This is a genomic window from Bradyrhizobium australafricanum (assembly GCF_020329495.1).
Classification (GTDB): Bacteria; Pseudomonadota; Alphaproteobacteria; order Rhizobiales; family Xanthobacteraceae; genus Bradyrhizobium; species Bradyrhizobium australafricanum.
The window spans coordinates 210213-229940 of sequence record NZ_JAGKJL010000004.1; the positions used below are offsets into that span (position 1 = coordinate 210213).

The 19728-nt window shown below is 65.4% G+C and carries 19 protein-coding genes; 10 read left to right on the forward strand and 9 right to left on the reverse strand.

Annotated elements, in window-relative coordinates; translation table 11 throughout:
- Positions 1-139 precede the first annotated feature (139 nt).
- Genes leuC through J6525_RS06315 form a run of 6 tightly spaced genes read left to right on the forward strand, consistent with a single transcriptional unit; the run spans position 140 to position 6087 of the window.
- Positions 140-1543 (forward strand): 3-isopropylmalate dehydratase large subunit, encoded by a 1404-nt coding sequence (leuC, locus tag J6525_RS06290; RefSeq protein ID WP_225642888.1) that lies wholly within the window; start codon positions 140-142, stop codon positions 1541-1543.
- Positions 1544-1546: 3 nt separating this feature from the next.
- Entirely contained in the window at positions 1547-2197 is a 651-nt protein-coding gene (gene leuD / locus J6525_RS06295; protein ID WP_225642890.1) for a 3-isopropylmalate dehydratase small subunit, read from the forward strand.
- Complete coding sequence (gene leuB / locus J6525_RS06300) at positions 2194-3327, forward strand: 3-isopropylmalate dehydrogenase (RefSeq protein WP_225642938.1); 1134 nt, start codon at positions 2194-2196, stop codon at positions 3325-3327. The genes leuD and leuB overlap by 4 nt, the downstream gene beginning before the upstream one ends.
- Positions 3327-4388 carry an ABC transporter substrate-binding protein gene (locus J6525_RS06305; RefSeq protein WP_225642892.1) on the forward strand — a complete coding sequence of 354 codons (1062 nt, stop codon included), beginning with the start codon at positions 3327-3329 and terminating at the stop codon, positions 4386-4388. The genes leuB and J6525_RS06305 overlap by 1 nt, the downstream gene beginning before the upstream one ends.
- Positions 4385-5218, forward strand: a complete 834-nt coding sequence (locus tag J6525_RS06310) for an ABC transporter ATP-binding protein (RefSeq protein WP_225642894.1) — start codon at positions 4385-4387, stop codon at positions 5216-5218. Before J6525_RS06305 ends, J6525_RS06310 begins: the two co-directional genes overlap by 4 nt.
- The gene (locus J6525_RS06315) at positions 5215-6087 is read left to right on the forward strand and encodes an ABC transporter permease (protein ID WP_225642896.1); all 873 of its coding nucleotides are present in this window, start codon (positions 5215-5217) and stop codon (positions 6085-6087) included. Before J6525_RS06310 ends, J6525_RS06315 begins: the two co-directional genes overlap by 4 nt.
- A gap of 48 nt (positions 6088-6135) precedes the next feature.
- Here J6525_RS06315 and J6525_RS06320 read toward each other — a convergent pair whose 3' ends face one another.
- Positions 6136-6312, reverse strand: coding sequence for a hypothetical protein (locus J6525_RS06320; RefSeq protein WP_168857282.1), 177 nt, complete (start codon positions 6310-6312; stop codon positions 6136-6138).
- Between the two features lie 218 nt (positions 6313-6530).
- Here J6525_RS06320 and J6525_RS06325 point away from each other — a divergent pair, with 218 nt between their 5' ends.
- Both J6525_RS06325 and J6525_RS06330 read left to right on the forward strand, forming a co-directional pair.
- Positions 6531-6788 carry a hypothetical protein gene (locus J6525_RS06325; protein WP_225642898.1) on the forward strand — a complete coding sequence of 86 codons (258 nt, stop codon included), beginning with the start codon at positions 6531-6533 and terminating at the stop codon, positions 6786-6788.
- A 93-nt stretch (positions 6789-6881) separates the two neighbouring features.
- Positions 6882-8387: a CYTH and CHAD domain-containing protein gene (locus J6525_RS06330; RefSeq protein ID WP_225642900.1), complete on the forward strand. Its 1506-nt coding sequence runs from the start codon at positions 6882-6884 to the stop codon at positions 8385-8387.
- Between the two features lie 28 nt (positions 8388-8415).
- On the opposite strand, the gene J6525_RS06335 is transcribed toward J6525_RS06330, so the two are convergent.
- The 7 genes from J6525_RS06335 to J6525_RS06365 form a co-directional block, all read right to left on the reverse strand.
- Entirely contained in the window at positions 8416-8583 is a 168-nt protein-coding gene (locus tag J6525_RS06335; protein WP_225642902.1) for a hypothetical protein, read from the reverse strand.
- Between the two features lie 93 nt (positions 8584-8676).
- On the reverse strand, positions 8677-10218 hold the full coding sequence (gene garD / locus J6525_RS06340) for a galactarate dehydratase (protein WP_225642904.1): 1542 nt from the start codon (positions 10216-10218) through the stop codon (positions 8677-8679).
- A 183-nt stretch (positions 10219-10401) separates the two neighbouring features.
- Positions 10402-11850 (reverse strand): aldehyde dehydrogenase family protein, encoded by a 1449-nt coding sequence (locus tag J6525_RS06345; RefSeq protein ID WP_225642906.1) that lies wholly within the window; start codon positions 11848-11850, stop codon positions 10402-10404.
- An 18-nt stretch (positions 11851-11868) separates the two neighbouring features.
- Positions 11869-13224 carry a glucarate dehydratase gene (gene gudD, locus J6525_RS06350; RefSeq protein ID WP_225642908.1) on the reverse strand — a complete coding sequence of 452 codons (1356 nt, stop codon included), beginning with the start codon at positions 13222-13224 and terminating at the stop codon, positions 11869-11871.
- A gap of 44 nt (positions 13225-13268) precedes the next feature.
- On the reverse strand, positions 13269-14210 hold the full coding sequence (kdgD, locus tag J6525_RS06355; protein ID WP_092089635.1) for a 5-dehydro-4-deoxyglucarate dehydratase: 942 nt from the start codon (positions 14208-14210) through the stop codon (positions 13269-13271).
- 126 nt (positions 14211-14336) lie between these two features.
- On the reverse strand, positions 14337-15242 hold the full coding sequence (locus tag J6525_RS06360) for a LysR family transcriptional regulator (RefSeq protein ID WP_092089636.1): 906 nt from the start codon (positions 15240-15242) through the stop codon (positions 14337-14339).
- Between the two features lie 172 nt (positions 15243-15414).
- Complete coding sequence (locus J6525_RS06365) at positions 15415-16752, reverse strand: MFS transporter (RefSeq protein ID WP_225642910.1); 1338 nt, start codon at positions 16750-16752, stop codon at positions 15415-15417.
- 214 nt (positions 16753-16966) lie between these two features.
- Between J6525_RS06365 and J6525_RS06370 the strand changes: the two genes are divergently transcribed.
- Both J6525_RS06370 and J6525_RS06375 read left to right on the forward strand, forming a co-directional pair.
- Positions 16967-17998 (forward strand): alpha/beta fold hydrolase, encoded by a 1032-nt coding sequence (locus J6525_RS06370; protein WP_225642940.1) that lies wholly within the window; start codon positions 16967-16969, stop codon positions 17996-17998.
- Positions 17999-18012: 14 nt separating this feature from the next.
- The gene (locus J6525_RS06375) at positions 18013-18963 is read left to right on the forward strand and encodes a fatty acid desaturase (protein WP_225642912.1); all 951 of its coding nucleotides are present in this window, start codon (positions 18013-18015) and stop codon (positions 18961-18963) included.
- A 3-nt stretch (positions 18964-18966) separates the two neighbouring features.
- Here the strand turns inward: J6525_RS06375 and J6525_RS06380 are convergent, their stop codons facing one another.
- Positions 18967-19578: a TetR/AcrR family transcriptional regulator gene (locus J6525_RS06380; protein ID WP_092089640.1), complete on the reverse strand. Its 612-nt coding sequence runs from the start codon at positions 19576-19578 to the stop codon at positions 18967-18969.
- Between the last annotated feature and the right edge of the window lie 150 nt (positions 19579-19728).

The window sequence follows — 19728 nt, forward strand, 5'->3', positions numbered from 1 at the left end:
CTCCTCGGCGGGTCAAGTACCGCACCTCCATCACATATGTGATGTTAGGGCAAAACTGCTTCACTTGACGACAACTTTGGCCCAGATTGGCGTCAATAAGATCAAGCCGCATGGAAACGCACAGAGCGGGGGAAGGCGGATGCCCGGCCGAAGTTTGCTCGAGAAGATCTGGGGCCAGCATGTCATTGCTCGCCTCAGCGAAGACACTGACCTCCTTCATATCGACCGCCATCTGCTGCACGATCTCGGTGGCTCGCGCGGCCTGCTCGATCTGAAGAGCCGGAGCCTCAAGGTCCACAATCCCGAACTGACCTTTGCAACGCCGGATCATGCGCTGTCCACGGCGCCCGGCCGCGCCGGAACCAGCAAGATCGGACTGGAATTGCTGGCTGCGCTGCGGGTCGAGACCTCGGCGAGCGGCATAACCCTGTTCGACGTCGATCAGCCCGGCCAGGGCATCGTCCACGTCATCGGTCCGGAACTCGGCTTGAGCCTGCCGGGCGCGACCATCGTCTGCGGCGACAGCCACACCTGCACCCACGGCGGCTTGGGGGCGCTCGCCTTCGGCATCGGATCGAGCGAGCTCACCCATGTGCTGGCGACGCAGGCGCTGATCCAGCGCCGCCCGAAGACGATGCGCGCGCGCTTCGAGGGCAAGCTGCCGCTCGGCGTCACCGCCAAGGACATGATCCTGGCGCTGATCGGCCATATCGGCGCCGCCGGCGGCACCGGCTATGCGGTCGAATATGCCGGCAGTGCGATCCGCGCGCTGCCGATCGAGGGCCGGCTCACGATCTGCAACCTCTCGATCGAGCTCGGAGCCAAAATGGGAATGGTGGCGCCGGACGAGAAGACCTTCGAATTCCTGTGCGGCCGTCCCTATGCGCCGCAAGGCGCGATGTGGGATCTCGCGGTGAAAGCGTGGCGCGAACTGCCGAGCGATCCCGACGCGGTGTTCGACCGCGAGGTCGTGATCGATGTCGAGAAGATCATCCCACAGGTGACCTGGGGCATCAGCCCCGAGCACGTCGTCGGCGTCGACGGTGTGATTCCCGATCCGAAGGCGGTCGACGATCCCTTGCGGCGCGCCGCGATCGAGACCGCGCTGGAGTATATGGGCCTGCAAGGCGGGGCGCCGATCGCGGGCACGCCGGTCGATTGGGTGTTCATCGGCTCCTGCACCAACAGCCGGCTCAGCGATCTGCGCGCCGCCGCCGAGGTTGCGCGCGGCCGCAAGGTCGCGGCCGGGGTCCGCGCCTGGGTGGTACCAGGTTCGGAGAACGTCAAGCGCGAGGCGGTCGCCGAAGGGCTCGACAAGATCTTCATCGACGCCGGCTTCGAGTGGCGCGAGCCGGGCTGCTCGATGTGCCTTGCCGCCAATGGCGAGGTGGTGGCGCCCGGGCAGCGCTCGGTTTCGACCTCGAACCGCAATTTCGTCGGCCGGCAAGGGCCGCGCGCGCGGACGCATCTGGCGAGCCCCGCGAGCGCCGCAGCATCCGCGATTGCCGGCGCGATCGCCGATGTCAGGATGATGGGACGCTAGAGCATGCCAAAACCGTTCGACAAGCTCACCGCAACCGCCGCGCCGATCATGCGCGGCAATATCGATACCGACGTCATCATCCGCATCGAGCGGCTGGTGGGCAATTCGATCCGCGGCACGCTCGGTAAATGGGCGTTCGGCTCGCTGCGCTATCTGCCCGACGGCTCGGAGAATCCGGAGTTCATCCTGAACCGCGAGCCGTACCGCGAGGCGGAGATCTTGGTGACCGGGCCGAATTTCGGCTGCGGCTCCTCGCGCGAGGGCGCGGTGTGGTCGCTGCAGGAGCGCGGTATCCGCGCCATCATCGGCTCCGGCTTCGGCGACATCTTCTTCGCCAACTGCTTCCAGAACGGAATCCTTCCCGTCATCGTCGACAAGGCGGTGGTCGATCAGCTTGCCGCCGACATCGAGGCGACGCAGGGCGCGGGCAAGGTCTCGATCGACCTCGAGGCCCAGACCGTCGTCTCGCCGTCGGGCGCGCGGCATTCGTTCGAGATCGATCCGCGGCGGCGCGAGGGGCTGCTGAAGGGGCTCGACGAGGTGGCGCTGACGCTGCAGCGCGACGACGAGATCCACGCCTTCCAGGCCTCCGACCGCGCGGCGCGGCCATGGATTCATTCGACAACGACATCCGCTTCAAGGACACCGGCATGAGCACGCAATCCAACATGGTCAAGGTCGCCGTCGTCGGCGGCGAGGGCATCGGCCCCGAGGTCACCGCGCAGTCGCGCCGCGTGCTCGACTGGTTCGCGGCGAAGCGCGGCGTTCCGATGACGCTGCGCGAGGCGCAGTACGGCCTGATCCCGTATCTGGCGACCGGCAAGGTGCTGCCCGAGGATACCGCCGCGGCGATGGACGAGGCCGACGCGATCCTGTGGGGGGCAACCGGCGGGCCGGAGACCACCGAAGTGCCGGCCGCGGCACGCAAGGCCGGCAGTCTGCTGGGCCTGCGCAGCAAATACGATCTTTATGCCAATCTGCGACCGATCGTGGCGAGCCCGGCACTGTCGGCCTCCGCGCCGCTCAAGGCCGAGGTGCTCGACGGCGTCGATTTCGTCATCATCCGCGAATTGACCAGCGGCATCTATTTCGGCGAGCCGCGCGGCATCGAGACGCTGCCCGACGGCCAGCGCCGCGGCTTCAACACCGAGCAATACACCACGAACCAGATCCGCCGCGTGGCGCGCTCGGCCCTCGAACTGGCGCGGACCCGGCGCAACAAGGTCTGCTCGGTCGACAAGGCCAATGTGCTGGAGACCAGCGTGGTCTGGCGCGAGGAGGTGATCAAGCTGCACAAGGAGGAGTTCTCCGATGTCGAGCTGACCCATCTCTATGTCGACAACGCCGCGATGCAGATCGTGCGCGAGCCGCGGCAGTTCGACGTGATGGTGACCGGCAACATCTTCGGCGACATCCTGTCCGACTGCGCGGCGATGGCTTCGGGCTCGCTCGGCATGCTGCCGTCGGCCTCGCTCGGCCCGGTCGATCGCTTCGGCCGGCGCAAGGCGCTCTATGAGCCGGTGCATGGCAGCGCGCCCGATATCGCGGGCAAGGGCATCGCCAATCCGCTCGGTTCGATCCTGAGTGTCGCGATGCTGCTGCGCCTGACGCTGAACCGGCCCGAGGACGCCGACCTGCTCGAGAAGGCGGTGCAGACCGCGCTGGCCTCCGGCGCCCGCACGGCCGATATCGCCGAGGCCGGGGCGAAAAAGCTGTCGACTGTCCAGATGGGCGATGCGGTGCTCGGCGCACTCGACAGGATCTCGGCCAAGGAGCACGCGTGATGGCGCGCCTCACCATGCCCCACATTTCAAGGCGATCGGCGCTGACGGTCATCGCCGCCGGCGGCGCCGCGCTGGCGACCGGGCGTGCGTGGGCGCAGGCGGCCGCGGGCCGCGCTATCTATCCGGTCGCGGTGCCAGTCTATCAGACGCAGTTCGTCGCCGACCGTATAGGCTACTTCAAGGAGGCCGGGCTCGACTGCAAGCTGGTGCAGGGCGGCAGCGGCGTGAAGACCCGCGAGATCATCGCCTCGTCGCAGGGCGATATCGGCATCGGCGACGTCACCCATCCGATGCAGCTGACCAATCACGGCCGCGCCGCGCGCGTGCTGTTGCCGGTCGACACGCGATCGAACTCGGTGATGTTCATTATCCGCAAGGATCTGAAGGACCAGGGCATGAACTCGCTGGAGGCGTTCACGCAATGGAAGCGGCCCGACGGCCGCAAGCCGATCGTCTCGGTCTCCTCGCTCGGCGGCACCAACCATGTCTGGTCGTCCTATTACATGGAAACCATGGGGCTCGACGACAAGGTGACCTGGATCGGCACCGGCAATGTCGACACCATGCTGGGATCGCTGAAGTCGAAGCAGGTCGATATCCTCGTCAGCTCGCTGTCGCTGTTGAACGAGGCACAGCAGCAGGGCTGGGGCGAATTGCTGTTCGACGGCACCGATGAGGCGATCTGGAACAAGCATATCGGCGGCAAGGTGCCGGTGACGGCGCATTTCACGCTGCAAGCCACCATCGACAAGGACCCGGCCAAGATGCAGGCCTATGTCACCGCACTGTGGCGGGCCTCGCAGTGGATCAAGACCCACAAGCCGACCGAGGTCTATGACGCCATCGAGCCCTATGTCGGCAGCACCTCGCGCGAGGCCAATCTGCTGGAGATTACGTCGATCCAGAAGGTCGCGGACTATGAGGGCTCGATCGACGCCGCGAGCTTCGCTCGCGGCGAGAAGGTCTGGTTCCGCGAGATGACCGGCATCAAGCCGCTCAAGATCGCCGATGTGGTCAATTCGAACCTGATCGAAGCGGCGCGAAAGGCCTATCCGGGTTGAGCGCGCTCGAGACAAGCGCAACCGTATCGCCGCGCGCCTCGGCCGATCGCCGCGTCGAGGTCAAGGGCCTGAGCAAGTCGTTCCAGCTCGCCAAAACCACGATCGAGGCCGTGCGCGACGTCACCTTCGACGTCCGCCGCGGCGAGTTCGTCGCGCTGCTCGGGCCGTCGGGCTCCGGCAAGAGCACCGTGCTCAACATGATCGCCTCGCTGATCCGCCCGACCGGCGGCGAGATCCGGATCGACGGCAAGCGCGTCGTCGCCGGCAAGGCGACGCCCAATGTCGGCTATGTGTTCCAGCGCGACACGCTGTTTCCATGGCGGACCGTCGGCGACAATATCGGCTACGGGCTGGAGCTATCAGGCGTGCCGGCTCACGAACGGAAGGAACGCATCGCCGAATGCGTCGCGCAAGCCGGCCTGAAGGGATTCGAGAACGCCTATCCGTCGGCGCTGTCGGGCGGCATGCGGCAGCGCGCGGCGCTGATGCGGACGCTGATCGTCGAGCCGCAGATTCTCCTGATGGACGAGCCGTTCGGCGCGCTCGACACCCACACCAAGATCGACATGCACGAGGTGCTGCTCCGGATCTGGGAGCGCGAGCAGCAGACCGTGCTGTTCGTGACCCACGATCTCGGCGAGGCACTGACATTGGCCGACCGCATCATCCTGTTCTCGGCGCGGCCGGGCCGGATCAAGGACATGTTCGAGGTCGATTTCGACCGCCCGCGCGATGCGGTGAAGGTGCGCGAGACCCCGCATTATGCCGAGCTGTTCCAGCACATCTGGCATTCGCTGGGCGAGGAATTCGTCAAGGGCCGCAGCACATGAAACGGTACGGCACGCTCGGCACGGTCGGCTGGCAGGTCCTGATCTGCGTTGTCGTGCTGTCGGTCTGGCAATGGGGCTACGACCTCCGCACCAAACTGCCCTGGCTGGTGCCCGACCTGCTCGATCCCTACTTCATCTCGAAGCCGTCGATGATCTTCGACAACTTCCTGATCCAGAGCTGCCTGACCTCGAAGCTCGGCGCCTTCAACGGCTGGTTCAACGGCGACTTCGGAAAGTGCCTGGCGCGCAACGAGAACAACCTCTGGGCCGCGACCGCCATCACCCTGAAGAATACCTTCTTCGGCTTCATCACCGGCGTGGTCAGCGGCTTCGTCGCCGGGCTGATCCTGGGACGATCCGACCGGCTGAGCGCGATCTTTCAGCCCTTCATCACCGCGGTGAATTCGATCCCGCGGATCGCGCTGGCGCCGATCATCGTGCTGGCATTCGGGATCGGCGACATGTCGAAGATCGTGACGTCGTGGATCGTCGTTGTGTTCCTGGTGTTCTTCAACACATTCGAGGGCGCCCGCTCGATCGACGAGGGTTTCACCAACGCGGCGCGGCTGCTCGGCGCCAGCGAGTGGCAGATCACCAGGACGGTGGTGATCCCCTCGACCATGGCCTGGGTGTTCGCCTCGCTGACGCCCGCGATCTCCTTCGCGCTGATCGGCGTGATCGTCGGCGAGTTCATCGGCGCCGAGCGCGGCATCGGTCGCCTCATCATCGAATCGGAGGCGCGCGGCGAGGCCTCGGGCATGATGGTTGCGGTCGTGGTGCTGATGCTGGTCGGCGTGGTGCTGTCGGCGATCATCTGGCGGCTGCAGGCCTATCTGTTGCGCTGGCAGCGGCAGCGCAGCGCCGAGTAGGCCGCGGGCCGTGGCGACGTCGCATTTGCCGCCACGGCCGGCCCGGATCTAGGCTGCATTTTCCGATGGCGAGGTCTCGCCGTCGAGCCAGTCCTGTTCCTTTGCCAGCGCGCGCCAAGCCGCTTCCATTCGCTTGAAGCGATTGTAGGTCGGCCCGTCGTCGGCACGCTCGGCAAGTTGCGCGCAGTTCTCCGCATTGTCGCGGAAGTGCTGTGACTGTTTCATGGAACGTCCTCCTATTAGTTAAGGACGTGGGACATCAATTCAGGCTATTCAACGCGTGGAACATGGGTATTTCGCCACACAGATGAATGCCTGTTCAGCGAGTTCCCGGCGCGATATTTCGCAACTGAGCGTGAGCAATTGCAGCACGGTCGATACAGGAACGGTGCGTCGCAGTCGACGTTCCTCCTTCACGTCGCAACTGGAGGAGGAGAGACGGCATGAGGACGTATCTGCTAGCCGCGGCCATGGTGACCGCGATCGCATCGCCTGTGTTCGCCAATGATATCGGTGTCCGCGCAGGTCCCGTCGGCGCAGGCGTAACGGTTGGTCGGGCACCCGAATATCGCGATCGCGATCGTGATCGCACCACGGTGATCAGGGAGCGTGAGCCGCGCCATGACCGGACCACGGTCATCAAGAAGCGGGACGAATTCGGCAATCGCAGCAAGACCGTCATCCATAACGACGACGATTGACGCCAACTCAGGCGATCCTGTGCGAGCATGAACGTCCGTCGCTGACCTCGTCACGGCGGACGTTTGCTTGGTGCCCCAGGCGATGGAGCGACGATGGCGGCCGAGACGGAGCTCAAATTCCACGTTCCCGCGCGCAAGCTCAAGGGACTGAAGAAACCGCGGGTCGCCGGCAGCAAGAGCGGTGCACCATCCGAGAGCGATCTCGTCTCGACTTATTTCGACACCACGAAGCACAAGCTCAAGCGGCACGGACTGACGTTGCGCGTGCGGCGGGATGGCGGCAACTATGTTCAGACTATCAAGTCGGGAGCGGGTCCGCAGTTTGAACGGGGCGAATGGGAGACTGACCTAGCGGACGGACACTTCGACCTCGATAAGGCCGAGGGTACGCCGCTCGAAGATCTCGCGTCTGGCAGGCTGGGTCGCAAGCTGAAGCCGGTATTCGAGACGTCAGTGCGGCGTATCACCGTGCCGCTGCGGACCAAACGCAGCGAGATCGAACTCGCGATCGATCGCGGCTACACCACGGCCGGGCACCGTTCGCGCCGAATCGACGAGGTCGAACTCGAACTCAAGAGCGGCCGCCCGCTCGACCTGTTCCGGGTCGCAAGGGCGCTGGAGCGGAAGGCGGCGGCGGAGCTCGATCTGCGCTCGAAAGCCGAACACGGCTATGAACTTGCCGATGGCGAGGAGCATGTCGTCGTCTCCGCCGGGAGCATCGTGCTCGACGCCGGACTTACCGCCGGCGCGGCGTTCCGGGTGATCGCGCGCGCCGCGCTTCGTCACTTCTCGTCGAATGCCGAGGCCGTCCGCGAGGGCGAGGCGGAAGGCATTCACCAAATGCGGGTCGGGTTGCGGCGGCTGCGCGCCGCGATCTCGCTGTTCTCGAAGATCCTGACCGTGGCCCCGACGGAAGACATCAAGACGCAGCTGAAGTGGCTCACCAATGCGCTCGCCCCGGCGCGCGAGCTTGACGTGTTCGTCAAGGAAGATATCGAGCCTGCATCGCATGACGCGTTGCTGCGGCGCGGCGGCAAAGCGATCCGGCAGGAGTTTTCCGGTCGCCGCGACCGCGCATTTGCCGGCGCGAGGCACGCGGTCAATTCGCGGCGCTATCGCTCCATGCTGATCGACACGTTGCAATGGATCGAGGCAAAGCAGACCATTGCCGCGGAGGACGAAGGCGGTCCGATCGAGGACTTCGCCGCCGCGCTGCTGCATCGCCGCATCAGGAAGCTGCGCAAGGATGGCCGGCGTCTCGACGAGCTGTCGGCCCGGGAGCGGCACAAGCTGCGCATCAGGGCCAAGAAGCTCAGATACGCGATCGATTTCTTCGAAAGCCTGTTTCCGCGCAAGGGTGAGCGTAGGCAACTCGCGCGGCTGTCCAGGCACCTGAAGCGGGTCCAGGATGCGCTCGGCTCGCTCAACGATTTTGTTGCGCACCGCAAGCTGGCGGTCGATGCGGCGCTGAAGGCCCCGCATCGGAAGGAGCGCGCCAGCGCCTTTGCCTCGGGCGTTGTGCTTGGCCGAGAGGAACAGGCGGTCAAGCCGCTGATCAAGGTCGCCGCCAGGGAAGTGCGAGGACTCGAGAAATTTTGACGAGCGTGTGGTGGCGAACCCCGGACATCTATGCCGCTGGTGATGCCCCCGATTGCCTCTCCCGCTCGGCCGCTGCGATACGACATTCCTCCGCGTAGGCACGCAGGCGCTCGGCCGTCAACGAGTCCATGCCGGTGCGTGCCAGCCGCTCCGCGCGGTCGGCCTGATCTCTGAGATCATTGATGGTCCGGGTCATGTGTGCCTCCATGCCCAGACAATTTGAATCGAATTGCGACGTTCCCCGGCCGATCAGGACGTGGCTAACGGGTGGTTAAGGAGGCACGGTTGCTCAGGTCACCGGCGCCGGGTTGAACAGCGTCAGATCGTTGTGGATGCCCCAGCGGTCCGACCATGGCTTGGTGCGCCCGCTCGCGACGTCGAGGATCAGGCGGAACAGGTCCCAGCCGGTTTCCTCGATGGTCTTCTCGCCGGTGGCGATGCAGCCGGCGTCGAAATCGATCAGGTCCTTCCAGCGTCGTGCCAGCTCGCTGCGGGTCGCGACCTTGATGACCGGCGCGGCGGCGAGGCCATAGGGCGTGCCGCGGCCGGTAGTGAACACCTGCAAGGTCATGCCGGAGGCGAGCTGTAGCGTGCCGCAGATGAAGTCGCTCGCCGGCGTCGCCGCAAACAGCATGCCCTTCTGCCGCGCCTTCTCGCCCGGCGACAGCACGCCCGCGATCGGGCCGGAGCCCGACTTGACGATCGAGCCGAGCGACTTCTCGACGATGTTGGCGAGCCCGCCCTTCTTGTTGCCCGGCGTGGTGTTGGCGCTGCGGTCGGCGCCGCCGCGCGCGAGATAGCCGTCATACCATTCCATCTCGCGGATCAGGGCGCGGCCGACATCCTCGTTGACGGCGCGGCGGGTCAGCAGCTGGATCGCGTCGCGCACCTCGGTGACTTCCGAGAACATCACGGTCGCGCCGGCGCGCACCAAGAGGTCCGCGGCAAAGCCCACCGCGGGGTTCGCGGTGACGCCGGAGAACGCGTCGCTGCCGCCGCATTGCAGGCCGATCACAAGGTCAGCGGCCGGGCAGGTCTCGCGCTTGCGCGCGTTGAGCACCTTCAGCCGGGCCTCGGCCTGGGTCATGATGGCGTCGACGATGGCGCCGAAGCCGTCAAACGCCTCGTCCTGCATCCGCACGATGGCATCGCCGACGCCCTCCGGCACCAGCCGTTCGGGCGCGAGCTTCTCGCAGCCGAGTCCGACGACAAGGATCTCGCCGCCGAAATTCGGATTGAGCGCGAGATTCTGCAGGGTGCGGATCGGCACCACGGCGTCGGGCGCCGTGATCGCGACGCCGCAGCCATAGGCGTGCGTCAACGGCACGACGTCGTCGACATTGGGATATTTCGGCAAGAGCTCGGCGCGGATGCGCTTCACTGCATATTCCATCGTGCCCTTGACGCATTGCACGGAGGAGGAGATGCCGAGGATGTTCTTGGTGCCGACCGAGCCGTCGGGATTGCGATAGCCCTCGAAGGTGAAGCCTTCGAGCGGCGGCAGCGCGGGCGGCACCACGGTCGCGATCTCGAGCTGATCGAGCGGTGGCGCCTCGGGCATGCGGATGCGTGCCTCGTCGACCCACTCACCGGCCAGGATCGGCGACAGCGCCGTGCCGATCACTTCGCCATAGCGGACGATCGGCGCGCCCTCGGCGATGTCTTCGAGCGCGGTCTTGTGGCCCTGCGGCACGAAAGCACGCAGCGTCAGACCCGAGGCGAAGCGCGAGCCGGCGGGCAGGCCGAAATCATTCACGACGATCGCGACGTTGTCGTGCTCGTTGAGCTTGATGTAGCGGGGCTGCTCCTGCGCGCCGATCGACTGGTCCATGCCGTATTCCTCCTGGCTTCACTTCACCTCTCCCGCTTGCGGGGGGAGGTCGGATCGCATCGAAGATGCGATCCGGGTGGGGGCTCTCTCCACGGCATGACACGCGGGGAGAGCCCCCACCCCAACCCTTCCCCGCAAGCGGGGGCGCAGCACTTACGCGGCTGCATCGCGTCTCAAACTGTCTCAACCCGGGAACGTGTAAGCCGTCTTCACCGTGGTGTAGAACTCGCGGGCATAGGCACCCTGTTCGCGTGCGCCGTAGCTCGAGCCTTTGCGGCCGCCGAACGGGACGTGGTAGTCGACGCCGGCGGTCGGCAGGTTGACCATCACCATGCCGGCTTCGCTGTTGCGCTTGTAGTGCGAGGCGTATTTCAGGCTTGACGTGCAGATGCCCGAGGCGAGGCCGAACTCGGTGTCGTTCGAGATCGCCAGCGCCTCTTCATAATCCTTGGCGCGGATCACGCAGGCCACCGGGCCAAAGATCTCCTCGCGGGCGATGCGCATCTGGTTGGTCGCCTCGGTGAACAGCGCCGGCTGCAGATAGAAGCCGGGCGTCTCGCGGTTCAACAATTCGCCGCCCCAGTGCAGGCGGGCGCCTTCATCCTGGCCGATCTTGATGTAGCGGAGGTCCTGGTCGAGCTGGCTCTGGTCGACCACCGGGCCGACATGCACGCCGCTCTTCAGCGCGTCATCCACCGAGAGCCCCTTCATGCGCTCGGTCATCGCGGCGACGAAGCGGTCGTGAATCCCCGCGGTGACAATCAGGCGCGAGGACGCCGTGCAGCGCTGGCCGGTCGAGAAATAGGCGCCGTTGACCGCGACCTCGACCGCGACCTTTACGTCGGCGTCGTCGAGCACGACCAGCGGGTTCTTGCCGCCCATCTCGAGCTGGAACTTCTTCATGGGGTTGGAGAGCACGCAGGCCTGAGCGATCTTGCGGCCGGTCTGCACCGAGCCGGTGAAGGAGATCGCGGCGACATCGGGATGATCGAGCAGAGTCTGGCCGACCACCGAGCCCGAGCCGACCACGAGATTGAAGACCCCCGCCGGAATGCCGGAACGCGCGATGATCTCGGACAGTGCATGGGCGGAGCCCGGCACCAGCTCGGCCGGCTTGAACACCACCGTGTTGCCGTAGCAGAGCGCCGGCGCGATCTTCCATGCCGGGATCGCGATCGGGAAGTTCCACGGCGTGATCATGCCGACGACGCCGACCGGCTCGCGGGTGATCTCGACGTCGAGGCCGGGGCGCACCGATGCGCCTTTCTCGCCCATCAGCCGCAGCGCTTCGCCGGCAAAGAACGCAAAGATCTGTCCAGCGCGCGCCACCTCGCCGATGCCTTCCGGCAGCGTCTTGCCCTCCTCGCGGGCGAGCAGGCGGCCAAGCTCTTCCTTGCGGGCGAGGATTTCGACGGAGATCCTGGTCAGCGCGTCGAAGCGTTCCTGCGGCGTCGAGCGCGCCCAGTCCGGGAATGCGGCCTTCGCGGCGGCGATCGCCTTTTCGGTCTGCGCCTTGTCGGCCCTGGCGTATTCGCCGACCACGTCTTTGGTGTTGGAGGGGTTGATGTCCCGCGTGATGCCTGTTCCGTCGACCCATTCGCCGGCGATGAAGTTCTTCTGGTGAGCGGTCATGTTTCCAACCTTTCTTGTTTAGCGCACGAGGCAGGAACGCTTGTCGTCGAAGGTCCACCCCTGGATCAGGAACTGCATGGCCAGCGCGTCGTCGCGGGCGCCGAGACCATGCTGCTTGTATAGCGCGTTCGCGGCCTCGATGGCACCGCGATCGAGCTCGATGCCGAGGCCCGGCCGATCCGGGATCGCGATCTTGCCGCCCTTGATCTGGAGCGGCTGGCGCGTCAACGCCTGGCCGTCCTGCCAGATCCAGTGGGTGTCGATCGCGGTCACCTTGCCGGGCGCGGCGGCGCTGACATGGGTGAACATCGCCAGCGAAATATCGAAATGGTTGTTGGAGTGCGAGCCCCAGGTCAGGCCGTTGTCGCGGCAGGTCTGCGCCACCCGTACCGAGCCCTGCATGGTCCAGAAATGCGGATCGGCGAGCGGAATGTCGACTGCGCCAAGCCGCAGTGCGTGCGAGAGCTGGCGCCAGTCGGTCGCGATCATGTTGGTCGCGGTCGGCAGCCCGGTGGCGCGGCGGAACTCGGCCATGATCTCGCGGCCGGAGAAGCCGGCCTCGGCGCCGCAGGGGTCCTCGGCATAGGCGAGCACGCCATGCATGTTGCTGCACAGCCGGATCGCCTCGTCGAGCGACCAGGCGCCGTTCGGGTCGAGCGTGACGCGCGCCTTCGGAAAGCGTTTTGCAATGGCGGTGACGGCCTCGATCTCCTCTTCGCCCCTGAGCACGCCGCCCTTGAGCTTGAAATCGGCAAAGCCGTAATGCGCTTGCGTCGCTTCGGCGAGGCGCACGATCGCCTCCGGCGTCATCGCAACCTGGTGGCGCAGATCGAACCAGTCGGGCTTGCCGGTCTCGCCCTCGACATAGGGAAGGCTGGTCTTCTTGCGATCGCCGACAAAGAAGAGATAGCCGAGTGTCTCGACGCTGGCGCGCTGCTGGCCTTCGCCAAGCAGCGCTGCGACCGGGAGATTGAGATGCTGGCCGAGCAGATCGAGCAGCGCGGATTCGACCGCGGTGACCGCATGGATGGTGACGCGGAGATCGAAGGTCTGCTTGCCGCGGCCGCCGGCGTCGCGGTCGGCGAAGGCCTGGCGCATCGAGGCCAGGATGTTGTTGCAGGCGCCGATGGTCTGGCCGACGACGAGGTCGCGGGCGTCCTCGAGCGTTTTGCGAATCTTCTCGCCGCCCGGCACCTCGCCGACGCCGGTGTGACCGGAGTTGTCGGCGAGGATAACGAGGTTGCGGGTGAAGAACGGCGCATGCGCGCCGCTCAGATTGAGGAGCATGCCGTCGCGGCCGGCGACCGGGATCACCTCCATCGCCGTGACAACAGGTGCGCCGGCAAAGCCGGTGCGGATCATGTCCTGGATCATCTGCTCCTCCCTTCGTCCTTTGCTGTTTTCTTGGCCCGTTCGGCTTATTCTGCCGCCTGCTGCGCGGCGGCCCGCGGCAGCTTGGCCACCAGTGCAGCGAGCTCGGCGGTCTCCTGCGCGGTGAGATCGGTCAGCGGCGGCCGCACCGGGCCGGAGTAGCGGCCAATCACCTTCATGCCGGCCTTGATGATCGACACCGCATAACCCTTCTTGCGGTTGCGTATCGCGATCAGCGGCAGGATGAAATCCTTCAGACCTGCATGGATGGTCTGATGATCGCGCCGGCGCACCGCGGCGTAGAACTTGGTGGCGAATTCCGGCACGAAATTGAACACCGCCGACGAATAGGTGGTCACGCCCATGTCGAGATAGGGCAGGGCAAAGGTCTCCGCGGTCGGCAGGCCGCCGATATAGGTCAGGCGATCGCCGAGCCGGGTGTAGACGCGGGTCATCAGCTCGATATCGCCGATACCGTCCTTGTAGCCGACGAGGTTCGGGCAGCGCTCGCAGAGGCGCGCCAGCGTATCGGGCTGCAGGATCGCATTGTCGCGGTTGTAAACGATGACGCCGATCTTGACCGACGAGCACACCGCTTCGACATGCGCGGCGAGGCCGTCCTGCTCGGCATGCGTGAGATAGGGCGGCAGCAAGAGCAGGCCGTCGGCGCCGGCCTTCTCGGCGCCAACCGCGATCTCGCGCGCGATCGCGGTGCCGTAGCCGGTGCCGGCCAGCACGGGAACGCGGCCCTTGGTCTCGTCGACCGCGATCTTCACGACGTGGGGAACTTCACTCGGCGTCAGCGAGAAGAACTCGCCGGTGCCGCCGGCGGCGAACAGGCCGGCAACGTCATAGCCGCACAGCCAGTCCATGTTGGCGCGATAGGTCGCCTCGTCGAACGAATAGTCCGCGTTGAACGGGGTCACGGGGAAGGACAGGAGGCCGCCACCGATTCTCGCGGCCATCTCCTGAGGGGTCATCTTGCTCATGGCGCCACTCCTTGAATGTTTCTGGGAACGGGATGCGCGAGCAGCGCGCGTCCATGGCGGAATTTCTAGGGAATGCTTCGATGCGCGTCCAAGCCAAACGCGGTATCGAGCGATGCTAACTCTGCATCAATCGCCGCGCAGATGCGGCGCTGCGATTTCGGTTGCGATCTCGATCAGCGGCGGCAGCAACTGGTTCTCGTGATCGCGCCGCCACACCATGAACAGCTCGACCGGCACGGGTGATCGCAGCTTCAGCGGCTTCAGCTTGACCTCCGCGATCTTCAGGCTGGCGGCCGCTTCCGGCACGATCGCGACGCCAAGCCCGGCGCGCACCATGGCGAGGATCGAGTGGATCTGGCTGAGATGCTGCACATAGCGCGGCAGCACGTCGGCGCGCGTGAACATCGACACCAGGAGATCATGGAAGTAGCGCGCCTCATAGGGCGAATACATCACGAAGGGCTGGTCGTCGAAATCCTTGATGCTGACGGTCTCGGCCGCGGCCAGCGGATGCTTCTTCGGGATCGCGGCGAGCAGCGGCTCGGCCACGACGCGCCGGCTGGCGAATTCCGGCCGCGCGATCGGCGGGCGCAGCAGGCCGGCGTCGATCTGCCCGGTGGTGAGCGCCTCGAACTGATCGCCGGAGACCATCTCCTTCAGCGAAAAATCGACCTCGGGCAGGCGCGAGCGGCAGGCTGCGATCAGGTCGGGCAGGAAGCCGTAGGCGGCCGCGGCGGTGAAGCCGATCTTGAGCGAGCCGGTCTTGCCGAGAGCGATGCGGCGGGCAACCTGCGAGGCGGATTCCGCGAGCTTGAGGATGCGCCGCGCCTCGGGCAGGAAACTGCGTCCGGCCGGCGTCAGCCGCACCGAGCGGCTGGTGCGTTCCAACAGCGGCGCGTCGATGATGTGTTCGAGCACCTGGATCTGCCGGCTCAGCGGCGGCTGCGTCATGTTGAGCCGCGCCGCGGCGCGGCCGAAGTGCAATTCTTCGGCCACCGTGACAAAGCAGCGGAGCTGGCTCAGGTCGAACATCGATGCAAGCCCGGAATTGATCGCGCGGGGATTTGTACGTTCTAGCATCGATGCCTCCCACTGGCCAAGAAGACAAAAAAGCAGACAAACAAGCAGACAAAGACGGCGGCCTAAGCCGCCGTTTGGTTTTCTGCTCCCTCTCCCCGTTCTTACGGGGAGAGGTGAAGCGCGTTCACGCCGCCTTGAGCTGCACCCGCTTGATCTCGCCGACGATGAACAGATAGGCGATCGCCGCGACCAGCGCGTTGGCGCCGACGAACACCAGCGCGCCGTTGAACGAGCCGGTGGCGGCCAGGATGTAGCCGATGATGATCGGCGTCGTGATCGAGGACAGGTTGCCGAAGGTGTTGAACAATCCGCCGGAAACGCCGCCGGCTTCCTTCGGCGAGGTGTCGGAGACGACCGCCCAGCCGAGCGCGCCGATGCCCTTGCCGAAGAAGGCGAGCGCCATGAAGCCGACCACCAGTGCCTGGCCGTCGACATAGTTGCAGGCGATGATCGACATCGACAGCAGCATGCCGCCGACGATCGGGATCTTGCGCGCCATGGTCAGCGAGCCGGTGCGGCGCAGGATATAGTCCGAGATCACGCCGCCGAGCACGCCGCCGATGAAGCCGCACAGCGCCGGCAAGGTCGCGACGAAGCCGGCCTGCAGGATCGAGAGCCCGCGCTCCTTCACCAGATAGACCGGGAACCAGGTCAGGAAGAAATAGGTCAGGGTGTTGATGCAGTACTGGCCGATATAGACGCCGAGCATCATGCGGTTGGCGAGCAACTGACGGATGTGGTCCCAGCTGGGGCCGCTGTCCTGTGTCTTGCCGGCCTTCGCCGCGTCCATGTCGACCAGCGCGCCGCCCTGCTTGATGTAGTCGAACTCGGCCTCGTTGATCGCGGGGTGCTCCTTCGGCTCGTAGATGGTCTTGATCCAGGCAATGCCCATGACGATACCGAGCGCACCCATCACGTAGAACACATGGCGCCAGCCATACTCATGGGCGATCCAGCCCATCAGCGGCGCGAAGATCACGGTGGCGAAATACTGCCCCGAATTGAAAAAGGCCGAGGCGGTACCGCGTTCATTGCCGGGGAACCAGGAGGCGACGATGCGGGCATTGGCCGGGAATGACGGCGCCTCGGCGATGCCGACCAGGAAGCGCAGAGCGAACAACAGGACCACGGCCGCGCCCGCGGACAGAAACCCAACCAGGCCCTGCATCGCGGTGAAGATCGACCAGACGATGATGCTGATCGCATAGACCCATTTGGAGCCGAAGCGGTCGAGCAACCAGCCGCACGGCACCTGCGCGACCACATAGGACCAGCCGAAGGCCGAGAACACGTAGCCCATCGCGACGGGATCGAGATGCAGTTCCTTGGAAAGCGCGGGGCCGGCGATCGAGAGCGTAGCGCGATCGGCATAGTTCACGGTGGTGACGAGAAACAGCATCGTCACGATCAAGAGCCGGACGCGGGATCGCCGCGTGTCTGCGGCGGACACAATTGCGCTCATTAGCGCCTCCTCGAAAATTTCCTCGGGGTCTGTCCTAGAGAGATGACGACAATGGGTCCAAGCCGAAACGGGTATTGATCCATACCGATTTTGAATGGATCGGCCCGGTGTCATTCCACCTTTGCCGCTATTGCCAGGGTTTCGTATTTAGTGTACCAATAGTACAGTTATTAAGGGCGCAGCGTTGCGCCCGGCTGCTCGAGATCGAATGCTGATGACCACGCCGCGCGACTATGAGGTGTTCGAGGCAGGTGATGTGACGCTGCAGGGCGGTGCCGTGTTTCCGCAACTGAGGCTCGCCTACAAGACCTATGGCACGCTGAATGCGGCGCGGGACAACGTCATCCTCTATCCGACGTCGTTCGCCGCACAGCACACCGACATCGAATGGCTGGTACAGCCGGGCGGTGCGCTCGATCCCGAGCGCTACTTCATCGTCATCGCGAATCTGTTCGGCAATGGCCTGTCGTCCTCGCCGTCGAATTCGGTCGAGGTGCTCGGCGGCGCGCCGTTTCCTGCCTTCACCTATCATGACGCGGTCGCGATCCAGCGGCGGCTGCTGGTCGAGCGGTTCGGCGTGACCAGGCTCGCGCTGGTCTATGGCTGGTCGATGGGCGGCATGCAGGCCTATCACTGGGCCGCGCGGTATCCCGACATGGTCGAGCGCGCAGCCGTGGTTTGCGGCAGCGCGCGATGCTCGCCGTACAATCATGTGTTCCTCGAAGGCGTGAGGGCCGCGCTGACCGCCGACCCGGCCTACCGGGACGGCCGCTTCGTCAGCAAGCCCGCGGCGGGCCTTCGTGCGATGGGGCGCGTCTACGCCGGCTGGGCGATGTCGCATGAGTTCTATCGCGAGCAAGTCTGGCGCGCGGCCGGCTTTAACTCGCTCGAGCACTACCTCGCGGGGTCCTGGGACGGTGCCTTCGCGCGGCGCGATGCGAATGATCTGCTGGCGCAGGTCGCGATCTGGCAGGCCGGCGATATCAGCCGTTGCGATCAATTCGGCGGCGACTTCGACCGCGCGCTCGCCGCGATCAGGGCGCATATCCTGCTGATGCCGGGGCGTACCGATCGCTATTTCGACGCGCGCGACAACGAGGATGAACTCGGCCGCCTGGTCAACGCGCGCTCGGCCGCGCTGCACGCAATTCCGTCGATCCATGGGCACCGGGCCGGCAATCCCGCCAACAACGCCGAAGACCGCGCCTTCATCAACGCCGAAATCTCGGCGCTGCTGCAACGCTGACAGGTGAGACGACCATGAGCACCGCAGAGACCAGTGACGCCGGACCCCGCCTGAAGCCGCTCAGCCCGCTGACCTTGCGCGATTTGTCGACCAAGTCGAACCTTGCCGGCGCGGTGCGCGCGGCAAGCCATTACGGGATGATCGTCATCGTCGGCGCGCTGATCTCCCTGGTCTCATCGCGCTACGGTCTGCCATGGGCGCTGCCGCTGATTGCGGTGCAGGGCTACTTCGTCGCGTTCCTGTTCATGGTGGTGCATGAGACCGCGCACAAGACGGCGTTCCGCAGTCCAGCGCTCAATCTTGTCGTCGGCAATCTGTCCGCCTTCATGATCGGCCTGCCCTACCAGTACTACTGCCTGTTCCACTGGGACCATCACCGCCACACGCAGGATCCGGAGAAGGACCCGGAGCTGATCGTCGGCCCCAAGCCCGCGTCGGACACCCAGCTCGCGATCGCCTATTCGGGACTGCTGCAGGTGTTGGTTCGCTTCCGCCTGATGTTTTGGCATGCACTCACCGGAAAGGTGGTCGTGCCGTGGATTCCGGAGCACAAGCGTGCCGCGATCGTGCTGGAGGCGAGGCTCTATCTCGCGGGCTATCTGCTGTTGCTCGCGGCATCGTTCGCGCTGCACAGTGCGATCCTGCTCTGGGTGTGGATCGTGCCGCTCCTGGCCGGTCAGCTCATCCTGCGCCCCTATCTCTATGCCGAGCACACCGGCTGCGAGCGGACGCGGAGCGCGTTCGAGAACACGCGCACAACGATGACCGGCAGGATCATGAAATGGTTCGCCTGGAACATGCCTTACCATGTCGAGCACCACGCCTATCCCACGGTGCCGTTCCATGCGCTGCCGAAGCTCAACGCCATCGTCGATGGCCACATCGTGTATCGCGGCAGCAGTTACCGGGCCGTGACGCGCGAGACCTGGGCCTGGTTCCGCCGTCAGCGCCAGCGCTCTGCTTGATAGTCAAGCGTCCGCGCGGGGCCGCAGCACCAGATTGACGAGATTGCGGGCGTAGGCCGGCGTCAACGGCTTGATGCCGAAGACGTAGCGATAGAACAGGCTGCCATAGATCGCGTCATAGATATCGCCGGGGACGCCCGGCGCGCCGATGCTGCCGTCCTTCTGGCCGGCGGCGATGATCTCCAGCATCCTGCTGCGACGCAGGCCGAGGTAACGCTCGTAGAACAGCTCCGCCGTGCCGGTCTTCGAGATGCATTCCGAGATCACGGCGAGCTGCACCCGGCCGAACTCGCCCTGCAACGCCTCGACATAGGTTGCGACATGGCGGCGGATGCGGGCCACCGGACTGCCGGTTTCGGGCAGCGGCACGGCCCGCGAGGCCTGGTCGAGGAAGGCATCGATCAGCAACGCTTCGCGCGACGGCCACCATTTGTAGATCGTCATCTTCGAGACGTTGGAATGTCTGGCGATCGCGTCGATGGTGGTCGCGGCGAGGCCGGTCGTCGCCATCAGCTGATAGGCGCCTTCCAGGATCGCGGCCGTGGTCGCGGCGGAACGCGGCCGCCCGCGCCGCCCCGTTGCCGTTTCCTCTGTCACCGTCTTGCCGCTGGCCATGGCCGGACTTCGCGTCCTGCGTCTTTCAATCATTGCGCTGCATGCGGGCATAGCATGAAATCGCGCTCGGTTTCAGATCGTCGCCGACGCTGATAGTGTACAACGCGCAAGCCAGAGCTTGCGTGCGGCACATTGCCCTCGCTCTGTCCA